At 65.2% G+C, this 21,008-nt stretch carries 21 protein-coding genes, 1 tRNA gene and 1 pseudogene; 8 read left to right on the forward strand and 15 right to left on the reverse strand.

The window, feature by feature from the left end; genetic code table 11:
• Positions 1-3 precede the first annotated feature (3 nt).
• Positions 4-1,350 (forward strand): annotated as a pseudogene (locus AA0Z93_RS21610) (NCS2 family permease); the annotation flags it as partial.
• Between the two features lie 16 nt (positions 1,351-1,366).
• Here AA0Z93_RS21610 and AA0Z93_RS21615 read toward each other — a convergent pair.
• Positions 1,367-2,170, reverse strand: a complete 804-nt coding sequence (locus AA0Z93_RS21615; protein WP_413046967.1) for an MOSC domain-containing protein — start codon at positions 2,168-2,170, stop codon at positions 1,367-1,369.
• 59 nt (positions 2,171-2,229) lie between these two features.
• Positions 2,230-3,165 carry a chemotaxis protein CheV gene (locus AA0Z93_RS21620; RefSeq protein WP_413046966.1) on the reverse strand — a complete coding sequence of 312 codons (936 nt, stop codon included), beginning with the start codon at positions 3,163-3,165 and terminating at the stop codon, positions 2,230-2,232.
• A 322-nt stretch (positions 3,166-3,487) separates the two neighbouring features.
• Here AA0Z93_RS21620 and AA0Z93_RS21625 point away from each other — a divergent pair, with 322 nt between their 5' ends.
• The 3 genes from AA0Z93_RS21625 to AA0Z93_RS21635 all read left to right on the forward strand — a co-directional run bounded on the left by AA0Z93_RS21625 (position 3,488) and on the right by AA0Z93_RS21635 (position 5,874).
• Positions 3,488-3,958 carry a histidine kinase gene (locus tag AA0Z93_RS21625; protein ID WP_413046965.1) on the forward strand — a complete coding sequence of 157 codons (471 nt, stop codon included), beginning with the start codon at positions 3,488-3,490 and terminating at the stop codon, positions 3,956-3,958.
• A 418-nt stretch (positions 3,959-4,376) separates the two neighbouring features.
• The gene (locus AA0Z93_RS21630; RefSeq protein ID WP_413046964.1) at positions 4,377-5,237 is read left to right on the forward strand and encodes a sensor histidine kinase; all 861 of its coding nucleotides are present in this window, start codon (positions 4,377-4,379) and stop codon (positions 5,235-5,237) included.
• Complete coding sequence (locus tag AA0Z93_RS21635; protein ID WP_413046963.1) at positions 5,227-5,874, forward strand: response regulator; 648 nt, start codon at positions 5,227-5,229, stop codon at positions 5,872-5,874. Before AA0Z93_RS21630 ends, AA0Z93_RS21635 begins: the two co-directional genes overlap by 11 nt.
• On the opposite strand, the gene yegS is transcribed toward AA0Z93_RS21635, so the two are convergent.
• The 3 genes from yegS to moaB all read right to left on the reverse strand — a co-directional run bounded on the left by yegS (position 5,858) and on the right by moaB (position 8,648).
• The gene (gene yegS, locus AA0Z93_RS21640; protein WP_413046962.1) at positions 5,858-6,745 is read right to left on the reverse strand and encodes a lipid kinase YegS; all 888 of its coding nucleotides are present in this window, start codon (positions 6,743-6,745) and stop codon (positions 5,858-5,860) included. The two genes, AA0Z93_RS21635 and yegS, sit on opposite strands and share 17 nt — an antisense overlap.
• Before the next feature lie 153 nt (positions 6,746-6,898).
• The gene (gene glp, locus AA0Z93_RS21645) at positions 6,899-8,125 is read right to left on the reverse strand and encodes a gephyrin-like molybdotransferase Glp (protein ID WP_413046961.1); all 1,227 of its coding nucleotides are present in this window, start codon (positions 8,123-8,125) and stop codon (positions 6,899-6,901) included.
• A complete protein-coding gene (gene moaB / locus AA0Z93_RS21650; protein WP_413046960.1) occupies positions 8,109-8,648 on the reverse strand; it encodes a molybdenum cofactor biosynthesis protein B in 540 nt (179 codons plus the stop codon). The genes glp and moaB overlap by 17 nt, the downstream gene beginning before the upstream one ends.
• 173 nt (positions 8,649-8,821) lie before the next feature.
• Between moaB and AA0Z93_RS21655 the strand changes: the two genes are divergently transcribed.
• Positions 8,822-9,043, forward strand: a complete 222-nt coding sequence (locus tag AA0Z93_RS21655) for a YgdI/YgdR family lipoprotein (protein WP_296268677.1) — start codon at positions 8,822-8,824, stop codon at positions 9,041-9,043.
• Positions 9,044-9,136: 93 nt separating this feature from the next.
• Positions 9,137-9,213, forward strand: a tRNA-Pro gene (locus AA0Z93_RS21660).
• Positions 9,214-9,417: 204 nt separating this feature from the next.
• Here the strand turns inward: AA0Z93_RS21660 and AA0Z93_RS21665 are convergent.
• Positions 9,418-11,181 carry an ABC transporter transmembrane domain-containing protein gene (locus AA0Z93_RS21665; protein WP_413046959.1) on the reverse strand — a complete coding sequence of 588 codons (1,764 nt, stop codon included), beginning with the start codon at positions 11,179-11,181 and terminating at the stop codon, positions 9,418-9,420.
• Positions 11,182-11,447: 266 nt separating this feature from the next.
• Here AA0Z93_RS21665 and AA0Z93_RS21670 point away from each other — a divergent pair, with 266 nt between their 5' ends.
• Positions 11,448-11,627, forward strand: coding sequence for a PA1571 family protein (locus AA0Z93_RS21670; protein WP_413046958.1), 180 nt, complete (start codon positions 11,448-11,450; stop codon positions 11,625-11,627).
• A 65-nt stretch (positions 11,628-11,692) separates the two neighbouring features.
• On the opposite strand, the gene pdxB is transcribed toward AA0Z93_RS21670, so the two are convergent.
• The 4 genes from pdxB to AA0Z93_RS21690 are packed head-to-tail and all read right to left on the reverse strand — an operon-like array spanning position 11,693 to position 14,378.
• Positions 11,693-12,835 carry a 4-phosphoerythronate dehydrogenase PdxB gene (pdxB, locus tag AA0Z93_RS21675; RefSeq protein ID WP_413046957.1) on the reverse strand — a complete coding sequence of 381 codons (1,143 nt, stop codon included), beginning with the start codon at positions 12,833-12,835 and terminating at the stop codon, positions 11,693-11,695.
• Between the two features lie 60 nt (positions 12,836-12,895).
• A complete protein-coding gene (gene tusA / locus AA0Z93_RS21680) occupies positions 12,896-13,138 on the reverse strand; it encodes a sulfurtransferase TusA (protein WP_313740788.1) in 243 nt (80 codons plus the stop codon).
• Between the two features lie 34 nt (positions 13,139-13,172).
• A complete protein-coding gene (gene rlmM / locus AA0Z93_RS21685; protein ID WP_413046956.1) occupies positions 13,173-14,237 on the reverse strand; it encodes a 23S rRNA (cytidine(2498)-2'-O)-methyltransferase RlmM in 1,065 nt (354 codons plus the stop codon).
• Positions 14,238-14,240: 3 nt separating this feature from the next.
• The gene (locus tag AA0Z93_RS21690) at positions 14,241-14,378 is read right to left on the reverse strand and encodes a hypothetical protein (protein WP_413046955.1); all 138 of its coding nucleotides are present in this window, start codon (positions 14,376-14,378) and stop codon (positions 14,241-14,243) included.
• A gap of 102 nt (positions 14,379-14,480) precedes the next feature.
• Here AA0Z93_RS21690 and acnA point away from each other — a divergent pair, with 102 nt between their 5' ends.
• Positions 14,481-17,219, forward strand: coding sequence for an aconitate hydratase AcnA (gene acnA / locus AA0Z93_RS21695; RefSeq protein ID WP_413046954.1), 2,739 nt, complete (start codon positions 14,481-14,483; stop codon positions 17,217-17,219).
• Positions 17,220-17,357: 138 nt separating this feature from the next.
• Here acnA and AA0Z93_RS21700 read toward each other — a convergent pair whose 3' ends face one another.
• The 5 genes from AA0Z93_RS21700 to AA0Z93_RS21720 all read right to left on the reverse strand — a co-directional run bounded on the left by AA0Z93_RS21700 (position 17,358) and on the right by AA0Z93_RS21720 (position 21,000).
• Entirely contained in the window at positions 17,358-17,762 is a 405-nt protein-coding gene (locus AA0Z93_RS21700; RefSeq protein WP_413046953.1) for a type II toxin-antitoxin system HicB family antitoxin, read from the reverse strand.
• Between the two features lie 70 nt (positions 17,763-17,832).
• Entirely contained in the window at positions 17,833-18,048 is a 216-nt protein-coding gene (locus AA0Z93_RS21705) for a type II toxin-antitoxin system HicA family toxin (protein WP_413398546.1), read from the reverse strand.
• A gap of 17 nt (positions 18,049-18,065) precedes the next feature.
• Positions 18,066-19,103 carry an aldo/keto reductase gene (locus AA0Z93_RS21710; RefSeq protein ID WP_413046952.1) on the reverse strand — a complete coding sequence of 346 codons (1,038 nt, stop codon included), beginning with the start codon at positions 19,101-19,103 and terminating at the stop codon, positions 18,066-18,068.
• Entirely contained in the window at positions 19,100-20,179 is a 1,080-nt protein-coding gene (locus AA0Z93_RS21715; RefSeq protein WP_413046951.1) for an ABC transporter substrate-binding protein, read from the reverse strand. The genes AA0Z93_RS21710 and AA0Z93_RS21715 overlap by 4 nt, the downstream gene beginning before the upstream one ends.
• Positions 20,176-21,000 (reverse strand): TauD/TfdA family dioxygenase, encoded by an 825-nt coding sequence (locus AA0Z93_RS21720; protein ID WP_413046950.1) that lies wholly within the window; start codon positions 20,998-21,000, stop codon positions 20,176-20,178. The genes AA0Z93_RS21715 and AA0Z93_RS21720 overlap by 4 nt, the downstream gene beginning before the upstream one ends.
• Between the last annotated feature and the right edge of the window lie 8 nt (positions 21,001-21,008).

Raw genomic sequence — 21,008 nt, forward strand, 5'->3', positions numbered from 1 at the left:
GCTGTGGAAAGCCGCAAATCCGATGCGCCCGTCGTGGACCTCGCCCCACCCGCCAAAGGCGGTTTGCTCGAACGCCTGTTCCGTCTGAGCAGCCATGGCACTACGGTCAGAACCGAGTTGATCGCTGGCATGACCACCTTCATCACCATGGCCTACATCATCTTCGTCAACCCCAACATCATGGCCGACGCCGGCATCGACCACGGCGCCGCCTTCGTCGCCACCTGCATCGCCGCCGCGCTCGGCTGCCTGCTGATGGGCCTGTACGCCAACTGGCCGGTGGGCCTGGCGCCGGGCATGGGCCTGAATGCCTTCTTCACCTATACCGTGGTCGGGACCATGGGCTACAGCTGGGAAACCGCATTGGGTGCCGTGTTCGTGTCGGGTGTGTTGTTCATGGTCCTGACCCTGTCGCGGGTGCGCGAATGGTTGCTCAACAGCATTCCGCTGAGCCTGCGCCATGCCATGGGTGCGGGGGTCGGGCTGTTCCTCGGGGTGATCGGCCTGAAAACCGCCGGCATCGTCGTCGCCAGCCCGGCCACGCTGATCAAGTTGGGTTCGCTGCATGAACCCGCGCCCCTGCTGGCCGCGCTGTGCTTCCTGATGATCGCGGTGCTGAGCTATCACCGCGTGTTCGGCGCCATCCTCATCAGCATCGTCAGCGTCACCCTGATCGGCTGGGGCCTGGGCCTGGTGCAATACGGCGGCGTGTTCTCGCTACCGCCGAGCCTTGCGCCGACCTGGTTGGCCATGGACGTGGCCGGCGTGTTCAACGTCAGCATGATCAGCGTGGTCCTGGCATTCCTGTTCGTACACATGTTCGACACGGCCGGCACCCTCATGGGCGTGGCCCAGCGGGCCAATCTGGTGCGCGCCGACGGCCGCATCGAAAACCTGTCGCGCGCCTTGAAGGCCGACAGTGCCTCCAGCGTGTTCGGTGCCGCCGTGGGCGTGCCGCCAGTGACCAGCTACGTGGAAAGCGCCGCAGGCGTAGCCGCCGGGGGGCGCACGGGCCTGACCGCCGTGGTGGTGGGTATGTTGTTCGTGGCGGCGATGTTCTTCGCGCCCCTGGCCGGAATGATTCCGGCCTATGCCACTGCCGGCGCGCTGATCTACGTGGCGATGCTGATGATGGGCAGCATGGCGCACATCGAGTGGGACGATGCCACCGATTACATTCCGGCCATCGTCACCTTGATCATGATGCCGCTCACCTTCTCGGTGGCCGACGGTATCGCGCTGGGTTTCATCAGTTATGTGGTGCTCAAGGCCTGCACCGGCAAGCACCGGCAGATTTCACTGAGCCTGTGGGTATTGTGCGCAATCTTCTTGGCCAAGTTCGCCTTTCTCTGGATGCTGCGTGGCGTCAGCCAAGCACCTCGACTGGCATGCCCTGCGCTAGCACACCCTCGCCATCGGCGGCCAGGTTCTGCCCGAACAGCACGTTGCCGTCCTGGCTGCGGAAGGTCTTCAACGTCGTCAGTGGCTCCTTGTCGGAGCTGCGCGCGCCGCTGGCCGGGTCGAGGGTGACGAGGATGCAGCGCACGCTGGGCTTGAGCACGCGCAGGGTGGTATCGCCGATGCGGATGCGTGCCCAGGTGTCTTCGGCGAAGGCCTCGGCGCCCTCGACCACCAGGTTCGGACGAAAGCGCAGCATCGCCATCGGCCTACCGATGCGCCGGTTCAGTTCGTCCAGTGAGGCCTGCCCGATCAGCAGCAGCGGAAAACCGTCGGGAAAGGCGGCACGATCGTCGACCGAGCCATAGCCGCTGGGCAGGAAACGCGCGCGCTGCGCCGGGCAGTACACCAGGCGCAGCGCTTTGCCCAGCAAGGCACTCAGCCAGGCGGCGGCGGCCTCGCCGGCGTCGGGCACTTGCAACAGATCGCGCCAGATCGTCACGCCCCGCAGTGGCGCTTCATCGCCCGGCACCGCCACGTGCAAGGCGCCCATGCCCGGCGCCTGCAAGATCAAGCTGCCGTCGTGCTGATGCAAGGCGCCGATCTGGGTCATCTGCGGCCAGGCGCGCTGGGTGAGGAACTGGCCGTTGTCTTCGCGCACCACCATCCAGCGGCGGTCGCCGGCCAAACCCAAGGTACCCACCGAAGACGCCTCGAGCGTCTCGGCCTGGCCGGACTTCAATGGATACCGATAGATCGCACTCAAAAACATGAAAGACGCCCTGCCTGAAGAACCGCCAGGGTATACCCAGGCCGCGTGCCGCGCAGCCCTCAGGCGCCGGTCGTGTCCAGCGCCAGGCGCTGGCGTACCACTTCGACCAGGCGATCGGGCTGGAACTTGGAGAGGAAATTGTCGCAGCCGACCTTCTTCACCATCGACTCGTTGAAGCTGCCCGACAACGATGTGTGCAGCACCACGTACAGGCTGCGCAAGCGCGGATCGTTGCGGATCTCGGTGGTCAGGCGGTAGCCGTCCATCTCCGGCATCTCGGCATCGGTGAAGACCATCAGCAGCTTCTCGCAGACGTTTTCCCCGGCGTCGGCCCAGGCCTTGAGCATGCGCAGCGCTTTCAGGCCATCGCTGGCCACGTGCAGCTTGGCGCCCAGTTGCGAGAGGGTATCGCGCAGTTGCGCCAGGGCCACGCTGGAGTCGTCCACCAGAAGAATTTCGCGGCCACGGGCGGCGGCCAGCAACGGGTCTTCGAGCTTGTCGCGCGAGACCTTGGCGTTGTACGGCACGATCTCGGCCAACACCTTCTCCACGTCGATGATCTCCACCAATTGTTCGTCGACCTTGGTGATCGCCGTCAGGTAATGCTGGCGACCGGCGCTGGTCGGCGGTGGCAGGATCGATTCCCAGGTCATGTTGACGATGCGCTCGACCCCACCCACCAGAAACGCCTGCACCGAACGGTTGTACTCGGTGACGATGATGGTGCTGTCCGGCCCGGGTTGCAGGGGGCGCATGCCGATCGCCTGGGACAGGTCGATCACCGGCAGGGTCTGGCCGCGCAGGTTGACCACGCCGCAGACGAACGCATGGCGCTGCGGCATCAAGGTCAGTTTGGGCAGTTGCAGCACTTCCTGGACCTTGAACACGTTGATCGCGAACAACTGCCGCCCGACCAGGCGGAACATGAGAATTTCCAGACGGTTCTCACCGACCAGCTGCGTTCGTTGATCTACCGTGTCGAGAATGCCAGCCATTGAACTGCCCCTGAGGTGAAAAGTGTCATCGGCTCTGTATCGGCCCGAATTGATACAACTTGATAAGGAATGGCCTACGCCTTAGATAATTGATATCACTTTAACACCATGATTCACTGCCACCACCCTTCTCCAGCCCAAAGCCCACGCCCGTTGCAGCGTTTCGCATCAGGGAAACCCCTAGTTCTCCTCAGGCCAAACCTGATATTCGTGCTATCGCCCAGCCATTAATGTGACGCCCTCCGCACTGCATGGAAGGAGTCAGGCCTTTGTCGCCGATAGTAACAAGGAGGCCGGCTGCGTCAGCAGTAGGCCACAGCGTTTGACCACGGACACCGGCAGCGCGACTGCCCACAGCCTGCAGCTCTTCGTGCACGACGCCGAGCAACTGCTGGCCATGGCCGACGACTGCCTGGCGCACCTGCGGCTGATAGCCAACGACGCCGACGCCTGCCGCTGCCTGCTCCATGCCCTGGACACACTGGTCAAACGCGCAGCCGTGACCGGCGTCGAAGAGATCAGCGCCTACGCCGCGCGGGTGGGCCATCTGCTGTCGGCTGCCTGCCGCCAACGCCGGCTGGCCGCGCCAGTGGTGCGCTGCGCCCAGGCCTGCCTGACGTTGCTGGCCTGGCAGCTGGAACTGCTCGATCCGATCACCCGGCGCGTCGACCTGGACGAGCAAGAACAGCACGGTTTGCTCGACGACCTGGCCAAAGCCCTGCAGGCCACAGACCTGGCGGCCCACTCTGCGCCTCGAGCACTCGGCTCGCCCACAGTGTTCGATGGAAAGTGAGACGGCCCCGATTTCCTGATACAGGTCGGCGCGGCAGGGGCGGTGAGCGCCCAATAAGTTGCACCGAGGCCTTCAAGAGCGACTCAACCCTCACAACTTCAGAAGTTGTCCAACCGTGAACGCAGATAAATCGCTAGTTGCCAAAAAGTGTTCTGGCCCCGGCTTCGATAATGGCACTTTGCCTAAGCCGGTTCGACCCAGGCCCTTGAAAACATTGAGGCGGACGCCGGTCAGGGCATCGCCGCCCTGGCCTATCCAAAGTGTTAACATGCGCGCACTCAACGACCCTTAATTGTGCAAAGACGTATCGCGAGACGGTCGTGGTGCGCGCGAGCCATTGGTTTTCGATTCTTTCAGCAACGATTCAGTGATCCCTCTGACCATGCCTTCATGCGTGAAGCTCCGTCGATGTCTCCCTATGCGCGCAACATTGTTACGCTGGTCGTCCGGCCTGTCGTGCAGCGTCCCGCTGGTCGCGCAGCTATGGTATTGGCAACAGGCCCTGCCGACGCCAGGCGGATGGCTGGCGTTGCACCTGCTGGGCTTGCTGACGCTGCTCTGGCAGCTGCGTCAGTACGCCAGATCGATCAACCTGCAACCCCAGGAGCTGGCGCAACGCATGCTCAAGGTGCAGGAAAGCGAACGCCAGCATTTGAGCCGGGAACTGCACGATGACATCGGCCAACTGCTGACTGCCGCCAAGCTACAGGTCGAGTGGTTGCAACGGCGGGTGTCCGGCGATCTCGCCCCGCATTGCCACACCGTACGCAGCACCCTGGAGCAGACCCTGACCAACGTGCGCGACCTCAGCACCCTGCTCAATCCCCGTCAGCTCTCCAGCCTGGGTCTGGAGGCGAGCCTGCGTGCGCACCTGGTGCGTGCCCTGCAGCACAGTCCGGTGCGCTGGACCCTGCACTGCCCACAACGCCTGGACGGCGTACCGACACCCTTGAGCATGGCGGCGTTTCGGATCACCCAGGAAGCCGTGACCAACCTGCTGCGCCATGCCCAGGCCGAGAACCTGCACATCGAGGTGCGGCGCAATGAAATCGGCCTGCTGTTACGCATCGAGGACGACGGCGCCGGGTTCATTCCAGCGCCCGACCCGGTGCATGCCGGCCAACGCGGCTTGGCCGGCATGCACGAACGCGCTCTGGCCTTGCAGGGCAGCCTGGCGCTGCACAGCGCGCCGGGCCGCGGCACGCGCATCGAGGCCAGCCTGCCCTGGCCCACGCGCACCCACCCACGTGCCAGGAGCCCGGCCGCCCATGACCTGTAGATTGCTGCTGGTGGACGACCACTCGCTGATCCGCGCCGGCGTGCGTGCGCTGATCGCCGATGCGCCAGGCTATCAGGTGGTGGGGGAAGCCGAAGACGGCGATCGCTTGCCCGAATTGGTGGCACGCTTGGCGCCTGACATCGTCTTGCTCGACCTGTCGTTGCGCTCGACCAGCGGGCTGGATGCGCTGGCCCAGTTGCGCGAGGCAGGCGCATGTTGCCGGGTGTTGGTCCTGTCCATGCACACCGACCCGGAAACCATCATGCGCGCCCTGGAAACCGGCGCCCACGGCTACCTGCTCAAGGACACCACCGCCACCGAACTGGAACAAGCGCTGGGCGCCCTGCGCAATGGCGAGCGTTACCTCAGCCCGGCCATCGCCCATGCCGTGATCGACCAGGCGTTGCAGCGTGGCCAGGCCACCTGCGAGCGGCACAACCTCACCGCGCGGCAGTTGGAGATCCTGCGTCTGATCGTGCGCGGCAAGTCCACTCGGGAAATCGCCAATGGTCTGGGCCTGTCGATCAAGACGGTGGAGACCCACCGCTCGCAGATCATGAAACGCCTGCAGATCTACGATGTGGCAGGGCTGGTGCTGTATGCCGTGCGCGAGAAGATCATCACCCTCGATGATTGAGCAAGGGCGAGTCGGCCGGCAAATGCACGCTCAGCGCGGCGGGGCGCGCTTCGAAACGCAGGCTCTCGCCTTGCATCGGCTCGCCGTCGAGGTTGATGTTCAAGCCCTTGGCGCTCTTGATCTCGACCCATGGCAGCCGGGTACGTACGAACAAACCATCGCCACCCCACAGGTCGCGCAGCGCGCCGACCACATCCTGTGGCGCGGGGAGCACACCGACATCGAGCAGCCCATCGTCGACCAGGGCTTCGGGGCACAGCTCGTGGCCGCCGCCGGCTTGCCGGCCGTTGCCGATGCCCAGCGCCAAGAGATCGCCCTGCCAATGGAAATCCGGGCCTATCAGCTCCACCGAGGCGGCTTGCAGTTCGCTGAAGCGGGTCAGGCCGGTGAACAGATAGGCCGCACCGCCCAGGACTTTCTTCAGGTCTTCGGACGTGTTGGCCGTCACTTGGCTGCCGAACCCGCCGGTCGCCATGTTCAGAAACCACTGATCACCGACCTTGCCCAGGTCGATCGGCTGCGCCGGTTGCTCCAGCAGTGCCAGCGCCTGCTGCGGCTCCAGCGGAATCCCGGCGGCCTTGGCGAAGTCGTTGGCCGTGCCCAAGGGCAACAGCACGAGGCTGGCCTGGGTGCCGGCCCGGCCCATGGCCTCGGCGATGTCGCGCAGCGTACCGTCGCCACCTCCGGCGATCACCGTGCCGTAGCCGGCCTGCAACGCTTCATCGACCAATCGCGCTGCGTCGCCGCCTTCCCAGGTCAGGCGCACGTCCAGCGTCCAGCCGCGCTCGCGGCACTGGCCCACGGCCGTGCGCACGTCTTCGTTCATGGCTTGCTTGCCATGCAAAACCAGCATTGCCTTGCGCTGCTGCATTGCGATTCTCCGACGGATAAGTGCTTGGCAATCTCGACACTGGGGAAGGTCCGAATGCTGCAAACGGGGTGCAGCAAACACGAAAAAACGGACCGAGGGTGGAGCGGCCGGCCATCCGGCACGCTACAGGCGCCGGATGGCCCGCCACTCAGGTCAGTCCAGCAGCTCGCTGAAGGGGATGAACGGCACGCGGTCGCCGACCTTCGGCGTAGTGCCTTCGCGCACCTCGACCACACCGTCGGCCCAGGCGGCACTGCGCAACACGCCCGAGCTCTGGTTCTTGTAGATGTGCACCGCACCGTCCTGGATGCGCGCGCGCAGGTACTCGCGGCGGCTGCCGGCCTTGGGCCAGTCGAAGCCTGCCGGCACCTCGAAGCGTAGCGGCGCGACCTTGCGCACCCCCAATCGACGTAGCAGATAGGGCCGTGCCAGGAGGCCGAAGGTGACCAGGGTCGAAGCCGGATTGCCCGGCAGACCGATCACCGGCACGCCGCGGAAATGGCCGAAGGTCAGCGGTTTTCCCGGCTTGATCGCCAGCTTCCACAAGGCCAGCTGCCCGGCCTCACGCAGCGCCATGCCCAGGTAGTCGGCTTCGCCCACCGAAACCCCGCCAGTGGACAGGATCAGGTCCACATCGCCCAACCCTGCCAGGCACTGCCGGGTCAGCTCGAGGTCGTCGGCGAGGATGCCGGCATCGACCACCTCGCAGCCCATGCGTTGCAGCCAGCTCACCAGCAGACGCCGGTTGCTGTTGTAGATCTGCCCGGGACCGAGCGGCTGCCCCGGCTCGACCAACTCGTCGCCGGTCGACAGCACCGCCACCCGTGCCCGCCGCACCACCGGCAAACGGCCATGCCCGAGGGTCGCGGCCAGCCCGAGTTCGATTGGTCCCAGCCGTGTGCCGGCCGCCAGCACCTGCTCGCCGACGCGGGTCTCCTGGCCTTGCGGCCGCACGTTCTGCTCACTGCGCAGGGGGTGCAGAAAGCGCACTCTGCCATCGGCCAGGACGTCGACGTTCTCCTGCATTTCCACACAATCGGCCCCGGCCGGCAACGGCGCACCGGTGAAGATCCGGGCGCAGGTACCGGGCGCCAAAGCCTCGGGCGCGTGGCCGGCAAAGATCCGCTGGCTCACGCTCAGCGGTTCGCCTTGCCAGTCGGCCAGGCATAAGGCATAGCCGTCCATGGCGCTGTTGGGCCAGGGCGGCAGGTCGAGGCCGGCGATCAGGTCCTCGGCCAGCACGCGGCCCTCGGCCTCGGCCAGCCGCACCTGTTCGCGGTCCGGGATCGGCGCACTGTCGGCCAGCGCCAGCAGTTGCGCCAGGGCCTCTTCCACCGGCATCAGCGGCCGGGGCGCTACGGCCTCAGCCACGGCTTTCACAGGGCGCGGCCTGTTTCAGGTGGGTGACGAAGTTGCAAGGGCGATGACGCGCGTCGAGCTGCTCGGCGAGGATGCCGTCCCAGCCGGTGCGCACCGCATTGGTCGAACCCGGCAGACAGCACACCAGGGTGCCGTTGGCGAGCCCTGCCAGGGCGCGCGACTGCACGGTGGAGGTGCCGATGTCGGGCACCGAGATCTGTCGGAACAGCTCGCCGAAGCCATCGACCTGCTTGTCCAGCAGGCAGGCGACCGCTTCGGGCGTGCTGTCGCGACCGGTGAAACCGGTGCCGCCGGTGATCAGCACCACTTGCACGGTGTCGTCGGCGATCCAGGTCGCGACCTGGGCGCGTATCTTGTACAGATCGTCCTTGAGCAGCACGCGGGCGGCGAGGCGATGCCCGGCGGCGGCGAGGCGATCGACGAACGTCTGGCCAGAGGTATCGGTATCGAGCGTACGGGTGTCGCTGACCGTCAGCACAGCGATGTTCAGCGGCACGAACGGGGTATCTGCCTTGGCTTTCATGGGAATCCATCACAGGGGAAACGTTGCCGGCCGTTATATCACAGCGTCGGCGACAGGCCATGCGCGAACAGCGACACTGGCGGTGTTGCGCCAGCTGTGCTCGACTGTCGAGGAACTTGCGCAGACCTCGTGCGTCTGACGCACATCAAGCACCCCCATACTGGAGAAACAAGATGATCAAGCGGACCCTTCCTGCCTTTTTGCTGGCCCTGGGCATGGGCGCACTGGCCGGCTGCGCGTCGCCCAGCGTGATTACCCTCAATGACGGTCGTGAAATCCAGTCGGTCGACACCCCGTCGTACGACGAAGATTCCGGCTTCTACGAATTCGAGCAGCTCGACGGCAAGCGCACCCGCCTGAACAAAGACCAGGTCCGCACCGTCAAAGAGCTGTGATCGAGTCGCCTTTTGCCCAACGGCCTTTGCATGACATTCGTTGCACAGCAAGGGCTTGCAGGCAAAAAGGCGATGCAGTAGCATTTTGCCCATCGGAGTGTAGCGCAGCCAGGTAGCGCGTCTCGTTCGGGACGAGAAGGCCGCAGGTTCGAATCCTGTCTCTCCGACCAGCTTCCAAAAAAACCCGCTTCGCGTGCAGTGCCGTTGAGTTGGGTTGGCATGACTAGGGCTGCTTTGCAGCCCATCGCGGCTGAAGCCGCTCCTACAGGAACAAGCATATTCTGTAGGAGCGGCTTCAGCCGCGATGGGCCGCAAAGCGGCCCTAGTCGCTCACACGAACAGCATTACGCCTCGCGCGGGGGGTTCCTCGCCTGTCACTCGCTGCGCAAGTTGAACTGCAACTCGGCCAAACGAGCATACAGCGCGCTGCTATCGAGCAGTTGCCGGTGAGTGCCGACAGCCACCACCCTCCCCTGCTCCATCACCACGATGCGATCGGCATGCTGCACCGTCGCCAAGCGGTGGGCGATCACCAGTGTCGTGCGCCCGGTCATCAATTGCGGCAATGCTTGCTGGATCAGATGCTCGCTCTGCGCATCCAGTGCGCTGGTAGCTTCGTCGAGCAGCAGGATCGGCGCATCCACCAGCAACGCGCGGGCGATCGCCAAACGTTGCCGCTGACCGCCCGACAGGCCGACGCCACCTTCGCCCAGCAGCGTCTGGTAACCCTGCGGCAACTGCTCGATGAAATCGTGGGCATGGGCGCTACGCGCAGCACGTTCGACTTCGGCGAAACTGGCCCCAGGTCGGCCGTAGCGCAGGTTGGCTTCGACACTGCCGCGAAACAGCGCCGGGTGCTGCGCCACCAAGGCGAACTGAGCGCGCAATACGTCGGGATCGAGACGGTCGATGGCCTGGCCATCGATGAGGATGCGCCCCTGTTGCGGGTCGTAGAAGCGCAGCAGAAGGTCGAACAGGGTCGACTTGCCAGCGCCCGAAGGCCCGACCAGGGCCAGAGTCTGGCCTGGTTCGACACGCAGATCGAGCTGCTCGATCGCCGGGTGCTCGGGGCGGCTGGGATAGGCGAAACGCAGCCCTTGCAGCTCGATCAGCCCAGCGCTTTTGCCAAGTTGGGCAGGCGCGCTCGGCGCCACGATGGCCGGGCGCGCCGCCAACAGCTCGGCGATCCGCTGCGCGGCCCCGGCCGCGCGCTGCAACTCACCCAGCACTTCGCTGATGGTGCCCAGCGCCCCGCCGACGATCAGGCTGTAGAACACGAACGCCGCCAGTTCACCGGCCGAGATGCGCCCGGCGATCACATCCATGCCGCCTACCCAGAGCATGACCCCCACTGCGCCGAGCACCAACACGATCACCAGGGTGATCAGCCAGGCACGCTGGGCGATACGCCGGCGCGCGACATCGAACGCCGCCTCCACGGTATCGGCGAAGGCGTCGCGGTCATGGCGCTGGTGGTTGTAGGCCTGCACAGTCTTGATCTGGCCCAAGGTCTCGGCCACGTAGCTGCCGACATCGGCGATACGGTCCTGGCTCTGCCGCGACAGGCTGCGCGCCCGTCGGCCCAGCAACAGGATCGGCGCCAGCACGATGGGCAACGCGATCACCACGATGCTGGTGAGCTTGGCGTTGGTGACGAACAGCAGCACCACACCGCCCACCACCATCAGCACGTTGCGCAGGAACATCGACAGGGACGATCCGATCACCGCTTGCAGCAAGGTGGTGTCGGCAGTCAGGCGCGACTGGATTTCCGAGCTGCGGTTGTCTTCGAAAAAACCGGGATGCAGGGTCAGCAGATGGTCGAACACCGCGCGGCGCAGGTCGGCCACGCAGCGCTCGCCGATCCAGGACACCAGGTAGAAGCGGCTGAACGTACCCGCCGCCAGGGCCAGTACCAGCAGCAGGAACAGAGCCAAGGTCTGGTTGAGCTGATGGGTCGAGCCCGTCATGAAGCCGCGGTCGACCAGCAGGCGAATGCCCTGGCCCATCGACAACGTCACCAAGGCCGTGACCACCAGCGCCAGCAAGGCGAGCAGCCCACGCTTGCGATAGGGGCGCAGAAAGTGCCAAGCCAGGCTCAAAGCATGGCGGTGGGGCGTGGAAGCGGGCTTGAACATTGAAGGATCCGGTGGGCGGGAAAACGTCTCAGCCTATCACTCACGCCCGCCTTGCGTGGGCTGTTTGCGCAGGTTTCACGGGCCCAACCCTAAGCACCCTGCCCGGCAACGCAGACCTGGAGGTATACCCATTCGATATAAAGGGGCACTGGCATCGAATGCGATTTTCTGGTGGACTGGTGCCCTTGCGACGTCAGCGCCATGCACAGCCGGCCAACGCTCGCCCCTCGACCTTGAATGAGCATTTTTCGAACAGGAGACAGGACATGAGCTTGCAGCACACTCAGCATTCGCCAAAAACCCATACCCAGGGTCTCCAGCAGCCTTGCGGCTCGATCCTCGACGCCGAAGGGCGCGAAGTCCCGATCACCGAAGACATGATCCAGCAGGCCTGCCAGCGCCTCGAAGAAAGCCGCGCCGACCGATCCTATCGGGATCGAGGCTAGCCTGCAGGGCCGTTGACACGGCCCATCGCGGGTGCGCCGGAACACCGGCCACCCGCAAATTCCTCTCAAATCAACACGGCCCCCAACGCACTCACCACCTGCGCCAACTGCGGCGCTTCTCCGCGGATCTTCACCTGCAAGCCTTCGATCTCGCGCCGCGCCGGGTATTGCTTGCGCAACGCATCGAAGGCTGCCCCCTGCTGCTGCGGATCGTCGCTCAGGCTGCGGCGCAAATCGGCGTCGTCACGGCGTGGGTCGTACACGGCGCGGCACAGCGTGGCCAGGGCCCAGGCCGGCTCGCAGCTGGCGTCGAGCTCGATCTGTGCCAGCGGCGCCGGCGGCAACAGGTCGGCCAACCGTACCTGCGGTGCCGAGCCTTGCCATTCGCAGAGCGCCTGATGGATCTGCGCGGTGCCGCGCTGGCGGCCGTCGAGGCTGTAGCCGGCGATGTGCGGCGTGGCCAGGGTGCAGACGTCGGCCAGGTCGACATCCACCTGCGGCTCGCCTTCCCAGACGTCGAGCACCGCGTGCAAGTCGTCGCGTGCCAGCAGGCATTCGCGCAAGGCCTGGTTGTCCACCACAGCGCCACGGCTGGCATTGATCAGCCAGGCGCCCGGACGCAGCCGCGCCAGCCGCTCGGCGTCGAACAGGTGCCAGGTCGGCTGCTCGCCGTCACGCTGCAGCGGCGTGTGCACGCTGATCACATCGCACCGTTCGAGCAGCGTATCGAGGCCGACGAAGTCGCCTCCCTCCGCAGCTTGGCGCGGCGGGTCGCACACCAGCACCTGCCAGCCCAGGCCGCGCAGCATGCGCACCAGGCGCCCGCCCACCTCGCCGGCGCCGACCACGCCATACACCCGCTCGGACAGCTGCACGCCATCGAGCTCGGCCAGGGTCAGCAGGCTGCCCAACACATAGTCGACCACACCGCGGGCATTACAGCCCGGTGCGCTGCGCCAATGGATGCCGGCCTGGTCCAGGTAGTCGAGTTGCAAATGGTCGGTGCCGATGGTGCAGGTGCCGACGAAGCGCACTCGGCTGCCTTCGAGCAGTTGCCGGTCGACCCGGGTCACCGAGCGCACCAGCAGCACGTCGGCGTCCTTGACGCAGGCCGCGTCGATGGCCCGGCCGGGGTAACGGCGGATCTCGCCGAACCCGGCGAAAAACGCATCGAGCAAGGGAATGTTTTCGTCAGCGACTATCAGCATGGTGCGCTCCTTATCGGGGAGCGCAGTGTAGGCGCTCCGGGGAGGCGCTTCCAGCGCGGCTCAGTCGACCTTCTTGCGAATCCAGTACAGGTAGGTGCCGGCCTGTTCCTGCTGCTCGACCAGTTCGTGGCCGAGGAATACGCAGAACTTGGGGATGTCACGGCGCGTCGAGGGGTCGGTGGCGATGACTTTGAGCAGGCCGCCGGCGGCCAGGTCGCGCACGTGCTGGTGCAGCATCATCACCGGTTCCGGGCAGTTCAGGCCGGTGGCGTCGAGCACCGCGTCGGGGGTGAAATCGGTCATGTCAGGCTCCAGAAGAATGAATCGGTTCGACCGCTCAACGCGGCGCAAGGTCCAGCCGGCGCAGATGGCAGGTGACTTCTTCGCGGTCGTGGTAGAGCTGCTTGCAGGCGATCGACACGCGCACCTTGCGCGCCTTGAAGGTCGCCTCCATGCGATCGAGCAGGCGGCGCACTTCGGGGTAGCGTTGCTTCATCGGCAACTTGAGGTTGACCACCGCTTCCCGGCACAGCCCCTCGCCCAGCCAGGTTTCGATCAGTGCCGTACTGCGCGCCGGTTTCTCGACGATGTCGCAGACCATCCAGTCGACCCGCTGCTTGGGCTTCCAGGTGAAGCCGTCGGCCATCAGGTGCTGGACCAGGCCGGTGTCCATCAGGCTTTCGGCCATGGGGCCGTTGTCGATGGCGGTGACCAGCATGCCGCGCTTGACCAGCTGATAGGTCCAACCACCCGGCGAGGCGCCCAGGTCGACGCCGGTCATGTCGTCACCCAGGCGTGCCGCCCACTGCTCGCGGGGGATGAACTGGTGCCAGGCCTCTTCGAGCTTGAGCGTCGAGCGGCTCGGCGCCTCGCGGGGGAATTTCAGACGGGGAATGCCCATCGGCCACAGCGCCGAATCGTCCTGGGCAGCGCTGCCGACGAACACCTGACGGCCACTGATGAAGGTCAGCAGCAGACGTGGGCGGCTGCGGTCTTCGACCAAGCGTCCAGCCTTTTCCAGCGCCTTGCGCAGCGGGCCTTCGAAGCGCTTGCAGAAGGTCGACAGTTCCTTGCCGTCGTTGCTGTCGAGCACTTCCAGCCACAGGCTGCCGAACACCGGCAGCGCGCGCAGGTGCTCGAGCAGCACACTGATGCGGTCGGTTTCCGGCAGGTCGAGGAACTGACCGCGCGCCCATTGGCGCGGGAAGATCAGCTGATCGAAGCGCAGGCCGTGCATCAGCCGTTCGCTGCCGCCCTCCTCGGTGCAGACGAATTCCGCGCAGGCGCTCTGCGGCTTGGCCTTGGCGTAACCGGGGACGCCCAGGCGCGCAGCGTGCTCGCTGATTTCGGCGCAGACCTCGCCCTCGAAGCCGGGCCGACAATGCATGAACAGGGTACTCATCTCTCACTCCACGACGGTGGCGCGCGACGCGCCAGCCTTGATCCGGCGCCAGGCGGGCGGCGGCAAGGCGGCGAATGATAAAGGAAGATCGAACCAGCGACACGCCTCGCCGGTCCAGAAGAAGGTCAGGCCGGCGATCACCGGCCATACATTCGAGCCAGGCCCGTGCCGTGCGGGCCGTCATATCGAGGTGACATCGGCAACCTTCGCGATTGCCGGGCACCGGCGCAGAAGGAGTTGGCAATGCCCTCGCTTGATAGCCTGAACACCCTCAAGACCCTCGACATCGCAGGCAGGGTCTATCACTACCACAGTCTGCCCGAAGCGGCCAAAACCCTGGGCGACCTGCAGACGCTGCCCATGTCGCTGAAAGTGCTGCTGGAAAACCTGCTGCGCTGGGAAGATGGCGAGACCGTCACCCGCGACGACCTCGGCGCCCTGGCGCAGTGGCTCGAAGCGCGCCACTCCGACCGCGAGATCCAATACCGCCCCGCCCGCGTGCTGATGCAGGACTTCACCGGCGTACCCGCCGTGGTCGACCTGGCCGCCATGCGCGCCGCCGTGGCCAAGGCCGGGGGCGATCCGCAGCGGATCAATCCACTGTCGCCGGTGGACCTGGTCATCGACCACTCGGTGATGGTCGACCACTACGCTACGGACGAGGCCTTCAAAGAAAACGTCGACATCGAGATGGAACGCAACGGCGAGCGCTATGCCTTCCTGCGCTGGGGCCAGGACGCCTTCGCCAATTTCAGTGTGGTGCCGCCGGGCACCGGCATCTGCCACCAGGTCAACCTGGAATACCTCGGTCGCACCGTCTGGACCCGCGAAGAAGACGGGCGCACCTATGCCTTCCCCGACACTTTGGTGGGCACCGACTCGCACACCACCATGATCAACGGCCTGGGCGTACTGGGCTGGGGCGTGGGCGGCATCGAAGCCGAGGCGGCCATGCTCGGCCAGCCGGTGTCGATGCTGATTCCCGAGGTGGTCGGCTTCAAGCTGACCGGCAAACTGCGCGAGGGCATCACCGCCACCGACCTGGTGCTGACCGTGACGCAGATGCTGCGCAAGCACGGTGTGGTGGGCAAGTTCGTCGAATTCTACGGCGACGGCCTGGCGCAACTGCCTTTGGCCGACCGCGCCACCCTGGCCAACATGGCCCCCGAATACGGCGCCACCTGCGGCTTCTTCCCGGTCGACGATGTCACCCTCGACTACCTGCGCCTGTCCGGCCGCCCCAGCGATACCGTGGCGCTGGTGGAGCACTACTGCAAAGCGCAAGGCCTGTGGCGCGAACCGGGTCAGGAACCGGTGTTCACCGACAGCCTGGCGCTGGACATGCACGATGTCGGTGCCAGCCTCGCCGGCCCCAAGCGCCCGCAAGACCGTGTGCCGCTGGAAGAGGTGAGCAAGACCTTCGACGGCTTCCTCGACCTGCAACCCAAGACGCCAAGCAAGGAAGTCGGCCGCCTGGAAAGCGAAGGTGGCGGCGGCGTGGCGGTCGGCAACGCCGACCAGGCGGGCACTTACGACGACGGCACGAACGCCCCACGCCCCCTGCGCGACGGCGCCGTGGTGATCGCCGCCATCACTTCCTGCACCAACACCTCCAACCCCAGCGTGATGATGGCCGCCGGCCTGGTGGCGAAAAAAGCCGTCGAACACGGCCTGACGCGCAAGCCTTGGGTCAAGAGTTCGCTGGCGCCAGGTTCGAAAGTGGTCACCGAGTACTTCCAGGCGGCGGGCCTCACGCCCTACTTGGACGAACTGGGCTTCGACCTGGTCGGCTACGGTTGCACCACCTGCATCGGCAACTCCGGCCCGCTCAACGAAGACATCGAAACCGCCATCAGCGACAACGACCTCACCGTCGCCTCGGTGCTGTCGGGCAACCGCAACTTCGAAGGCCGCGTTCACCCCTTGGTGAAGACCAACTGGCTGGCCTCCCCGCCCTTGGTGGTGGCCTATGCCCTGGCCGGCAGCGTGCGCGTGGACCTGTCGCGCGATGCGCTGGGCACCGGCAAGGACGGCAAGCCCGTGTACCTCAAGGACATCTGGCCCAGCCAGCAGGAAATCGCCGACGCGGTGGCCAAGGTCAGCACCGAGATGTTCCACAAGGAATATGCCGACGTGTTCAAGGGCGACGCGCAGTGGCAGGCCATCGAAGTGCCCAAGGCCGCGACCTACGTCTGGGATGATGCCTCGACCTACATCCAGCACCCGCCTTTCTTCGAAGGCATCGACGGCCCGCTGCCGAAGATCGAGGACATCCACGGCGCCAACATCCTTGCGCTGCTGGGCGATTCGGTGACCACCGACCACATCTCCCCGGCCGGCAACATCAAGGCCGACAGCCCGGCCGGGCGCTACCTGCGCGATAAAGGCGTGGAGCCACGCGACTTCAACTCCTACGGCTCGCGCCGCGGCAACCACGAAGTGATGATGCGCGGCACCTTCGCCAACATCCGCATCCGCAACGAGATGCTCGGTGGCGAGGAAGGGGGCAACACCGTGCACGTGCCGAGCGGTGAAAAGTTGTCGATCTACGACGCGGCCATGCGCTACCAACAGGCAGGCACGCCGCTGGTGGTGATCGCCGGCAAGGAATACGGCACCGGCTCCAGCCGCGACTGGGCGGCCAAGGGCACCAACCTGCTGGGTGTGAAAGCCGTGCTGGCGCAGAGCTTCGAGCGCATCCACCGTTCCAACCTGGTGGGCATGGGCGTGTTGCCATTGCAGTTCAAGGACGGCGACGACCGCAAGAGCCTGGGCCTGACCGGGCGCGAGCGTATCGATGTGGTCGGCTTGACCGACGCGAAGATCCGCCCGGCGATGCCGCTGACGCTGCGCATCACCCGCGAAGACGGGCAGACGCAGGAGTTGGAGGTGCTATGCCGGATCGATACGCTCAATGAAGTGGAGTACTTCAAGGCTGGGGGGATTCTGCACTACGTGCTGCGGCAGTTGATCGCTTCGTAAAGTCGATTGTGAAGGCATGGTCGAGGGCGCTGTTCTACACGCTTCGACTCTTGGAAACGCTCGGTGTTGAATCCGAGCGTTTTTACCTTCCCTTCACTCGCTGATGTTGCGCAAATCCCCGACTTTATTGCAGATGTCTCAAGCGCCTGCGAGCACACGAAGCGCGGCCGATGCCAGAAAACCAGATCGGCTTTTCTGTTCTGGATGATTGGCGACGTAAGCATCGATTCGCTGTAGCAAATGCTCAGGTAGCGTCGCATTGAAGCGGACCGATTTACCTAAATAAGGGGTGACATCGAAATCCACCACCGCCCACACACCGCCTTGATAGTCCGGGTCGCTCAGGTAGTTGTCGATTGGCTGACCCTGTGGCAATGGATCGCCATCGGCCATCGACGCTTCGCAATATAGGGCGAGGGCTTCGAGCACATTGTCCAAAGCTTGCTCGACCGTTTCCCCGCCACTGGAACAGCCAGGAGCATCTGGCACGATCACGCCGTAATCGGAGTCTGGATCCTTGTGGATGACGACAGGGAATTTCATGGATTTCTCCTGGTAGAGAGAGCACTGGGGATGCAAAGGCCAACCAACCCCATGACGCATGTGATCGGACTCATCGGAGGCCGGCCGTTTTAAGAATGTTATTGAGTGTACCCCTGGGCAGTTGCACTTTTGGATGCGGCACGACGACCTTCCCTGGTTTTGTAGGGTGCTTGAAATAGTGGTGACTACCCCGTACGCCTGTTTCGACCCACCCGTCCTCGATTAACAGTGATATGACGTCTACTTCGCATTGGAGCCCCACAGGCTTTTCGTGTGTATGATACACACGAAAAGGACAGCCTACTACTCAGGCAGTCTATCTCCCCCCTGCACTCCCGGGGACTCAGCCAACAAATCCAGCTCCTCCTGAGTAAACGCCAATCCATCGAGCGCCCCGAGGTTCTCGATCAGTTGTTCGGATCGGCTCACCCCCACCAGCACCGACGTCACGTGCGGATTGCGCAGCGTCCAGGCCAGCGCCAGTTGCGAGAGGGTCTGGCCGCGTTGCGCGGCCACGCGGCGGAAAGCGCGGATGCGCTCGTGAAGGCGTTCGTTCAAGGCGTGTTCGGGCAGGTAGCGGCTGCCCTTGCCGATGCGCGAATCTTCGGGGATGGCCTGTTCGTACTTGCCCGAAAGCAGTCCTTGCGCCAGCGGTGAGAAGCCGACCACGCCACTGCCGCGTGCATGCGCCCCTTGCATCACGCCGTTGCTTTCGATACTGCGGTCCAGCAGGTTGTACAGCGGCTGCTGCAACACCAGCGGCACCTGGCGTGCGTCGAGCAGCGTCGCGATCTGGTCGGCGTGCTGCGCCGAATAGCCCGAAATGCCCACGTACAGTGCCTTGCCCTGGCGCACGGTGCTGGCCAGCGCGTCCGCGGTTTCTTCCAGCGGCGTGTCCGGGTCGTAACGGTGGGAATAGAACACGTCCACATGATCCAGGCCCAAACGCGCCAAGCTCTGGTCGAGGCTGGCCAGCAGGTATTTGCGCGAACTGCCGCCTTGTCCATAAGGGCCGGGCCACATGTCCCAGCCGGCCTTGGTGGACAGGATCAGTTCGTCGCGATGGGCCGCGAAATCCTGGCGCAGCAGTTGCCCCAGGTTGCGCTCGGCACTGCCGTAGGGCACGCCGTAGTTGTTGGCCAGGTCGAAGTGGGTCACGCCGTGGTCAAACGCCGTGCGCAGGATGGCGCGCTGCCGCGCCAGCGGCGTGTCGTCGCCGAAGTTGTGCCACAGACCCAGGGAAAGCGGCGGCAGCAGCAGCCCGCTGCGCCCTGCACGGCGGTAGTGGCGGCCCTCGTAGCGTTGCGGGTTGGCAGTGTAGGGCGTCAAGGGTTGGCTCATTGCGCAGTCTCCTCGGTGCTGGCCCAGCGGTAACCGTTGGCCGGTTTCCAGGCGTCGCTCAGTTGGGTCCGTTGCAAGGCGCGCTGCAACAGGGCGGGCTCGACCCACTGGTCGACATCGAAGGGTTTGCGGATCAAACGGGTAGCGGCCGCCAGCTTCACGTCTTTGCGCAACACGCCCAGGTAATAGGAGTCGAGCAACGGCGAATAGACGAAGCTCAGGTCGCCGCCTTGCAGGGCCTGGCTGAGTACGGCAGGTGGATAGCTGGACTGCGCGGCGCTCAGATCGATCTGCGCCTGGCGGTTGGCTTCCTGGGACAACCAATGCTGCGCCTGCAGCACCACTTCGACCAGGCGCTGCGCGGCCTGCGGATGGGCGTCGAGGAAGGCTTGGGTGACGATCAGCCCACCCTGCCCCGCCCCGCGCCCGTCGAGCTGCTGGCTGCCCAGCGGAATCTCGATCAGGCCTTTGTTCTTGAGCGCGAACAACCGCGCCGGCGCCCAACTGGCGTCGATCTGCCGCGCCGCCAGGGCGCTGTTGACGGCATTGAAGTCGAGGTTGATGACCTTGACGTCGCGCTCGGCCAGCCCTGCGCTGCTCAGCACATCGATCAGCGCCAAGTGGTCGGCAGTGCCGCGCAGAATGCCCACGCGCTTGCCCTTGAGGTCTTCGATACGGGCGATGCCCGACCCCGGGACCACGCCCAGGTAGCCATTGCTGGCACGGCCGGTGGCCATGAGCAGACGAGTGTTCAGGCCGCTGGCGCGGCCGATGATCGAGGCCAGATCGCCGAGAAAGGCCACGTCCAGCTGGTCGTTGGACATCGCCTCATTGATCAGCGGCCCGGCACCTTTGAAGAAATGCCATTGCACCTCAATGTCGTCGGCGGCGAAGGCGTCTTCGAGCAGGTGCCGGGTGTGCAGCACATCGGCCAGCGGCCCGCCGCTGACCTTGTCCCCGGCGCTGAGGTCGGGGGCGGCGATGCGGATCGTCAGGTTTTGGTCCTGGGCGTGGGCCAGCGCCATCAGGGCAGCCAGCGGCAGGGCCAGCCAGTATTTCGCGCCGAACCGCTTCATACCGGTCTGACCTCTTCCAGCACGGCGGCACGGCGCACGCGACGGCGGGCCGGGAAGTAGTCGGCCACGGCCAGGTGCTGGGTGCTGCGGTTGTCCCAGATCGCCACGGTGTGCGGCTTCCAGGCCCAGCGCATCTGGAACTCCGGCACCTGCAGGTGCTGCAGCAGCAAGGCCAGCAGATGCTCGGACTCCACCCACGACAGCTCGGCGATGTGCGAGGTGAACGCGCGGTTGACGTAGATCGACTTGTTCCCCGACACCGGATGGGTACGGATCACCGGGTGCAGGACGGGCGGTGGCAGCACGCGATCGAGCTGGGCTTGCGCATCGACCTGCGGCTGTGCGGTGGGGCTGCGTGCGTGGCGGATGTCGTGCACGGCGTTCAGCCCGTCGAACAGCGCCTTCACAGGTTCTGCCAGCGCACGGTAGGCGGCCTCGGTGTCGACCCACAGGGTGTCGCCGCCCACCTTGGGAATTTCCTCGGCATAAAGAATGCCGAGTTTCGACGGACGCTCGGCGAACGTGACATCGGCATGCCAGGTGTCGTTGGCACCGCGCTTGTTCTCGCCGTAGGCGAACACCACCAACTCACGCACCGACGGGTCGGCCTCGTACACCGGGTGCACGTGCAGCTCGCCGAAGCGCTCGGCGAAGGCTTTCTGTTGTTCGGCGCTCCAATGCTGGTCTTCGAAGAACAGCACCTTGTGCGCCACCAGGGCCGCTTCGATCTGGGCCAGGGTGGCGTCGTCCACCTCGCGCAGATCGATGCCGCTGACGCGGGCGCCGAGCAGCGGGTTCACGCGTTGTACGTTCAAGCTCATGGTCTCGC

This window comes from Pseudomonas phoenicis (genome assembly GCF_047302395.1).
In the GTDB taxonomy this organism is placed as follows: Bacteria; Pseudomonadota; Gammaproteobacteria; order Pseudomonadales; family Pseudomonadaceae; genus Aquipseudomonas.

Bases quoted from the DNA above. Each gene is read 5' to 3' on its own strand.
- rlmM (WP_413046956.1), bottom strand. From the start codon at position 14,237: ATGAGTACCCTGTTCATGCATTGTCGGCCCGGCTTCGAGGGCGAGGTC.
- AA0Z93_RS21630 (WP_413046964.1), top strand. From the start codon at position 4,377: ATGCGCGCAACATTGTTACGCTGGTCGTCCGGCCTGTCGTGCAGCGTC.
- AA0Z93_RS21615 (WP_413046967.1), bottom strand. From the start codon at position 2,170: ATGTTTTTGAGTGCGATCTATCGGTATCCATTGAAGTCCGGCCAGGCC.
- AA0Z93_RS21620 (WP_413046966.1), bottom strand. From the start codon at position 3,165: ATGGCTGGCATTCTCGACACGGTAGATCAACGAACGCAGCTGGTCGGT.
- acnA (WP_413046954.1), top strand. From the start codon at position 14,481: ATGCCCTCGCTTGATAGCCTGAACACCCTCAAGACCCTCGACATCGCA.
- AA0Z93_RS21700 (WP_413046953.1), bottom strand. From the start codon at position 17,762: ATGAAATTCCCTGTCGTCATCCACAAGGATCCAGACTCCGATTACGGC.
- moaB (WP_413046960.1), bottom strand. From the start codon at position 8,648: ATGAAAGCCAAGGCAGATACCCCGTTCGTGCCGCTGAACATCGCTGTG.
- pdxB (WP_413046957.1), bottom strand. From the start codon at position 12,835: ATGCTGATAGTCGCTGACGAAAACATTCCCTTGCTCGATGCGTTTTTC.
- tusA (WP_313740788.1), bottom strand. From the start codon at position 13,138: ATGACCGATTTCACCCCCGACGCGGTGCTCGACGCCACCGGCCTGAAC.
- AA0Z93_RS21670 (WP_413046958.1), top strand. From the start codon at position 11,448: ATGAGCTTGCAGCACACTCAGCATTCGCCAAAAACCCATACCCAGGGT.
- AA0Z93_RS21655 (WP_296268677.1), top strand. From the start codon at position 8,822: ATGATCAAGCGGACCCTTCCTGCCTTTTTGCTGGCCCTGGGCATGGGC.
- AA0Z93_RS21665 (WP_413046959.1), bottom strand. From the start codon at position 11,181: ATGTTCAAGCCCGCTTCCACGCCCCACCGCCATGCTTTGAGCCTGGCT.
- AA0Z93_RS21635 (WP_413046963.1), top strand. From the start codon at position 5,227: ATGACCTGTAGATTGCTGCTGGTGGACGACCACTCGCTGATCCGCGCC.
- AA0Z93_RS21715 (WP_413046951.1), bottom strand. From the start codon at position 20,179: ATGAAGCGGTTCGGCGCGAAATACTGGCTGGCCCTGCCGCTGGCTGCC.
- yegS (WP_413046962.1), bottom strand. From the start codon at position 6,745: ATGCAGCAGCGCAAGGCAATGCTGGTTTTGCATGGCAAGCAAGCCATG.
- AA0Z93_RS21710 (WP_413046952.1), bottom strand. From the start codon at position 19,103: ATGAGCCAACCCTTGACGCCCTACACTGCCAACCCGCAACGCTACGAG.
- AA0Z93_RS21720 (WP_413046950.1), bottom strand. From the start codon at position 21,000: ATGAGCTTGAACGTACAACGCGTGAACCCGCTGCTCGGCGCCCGCGTC.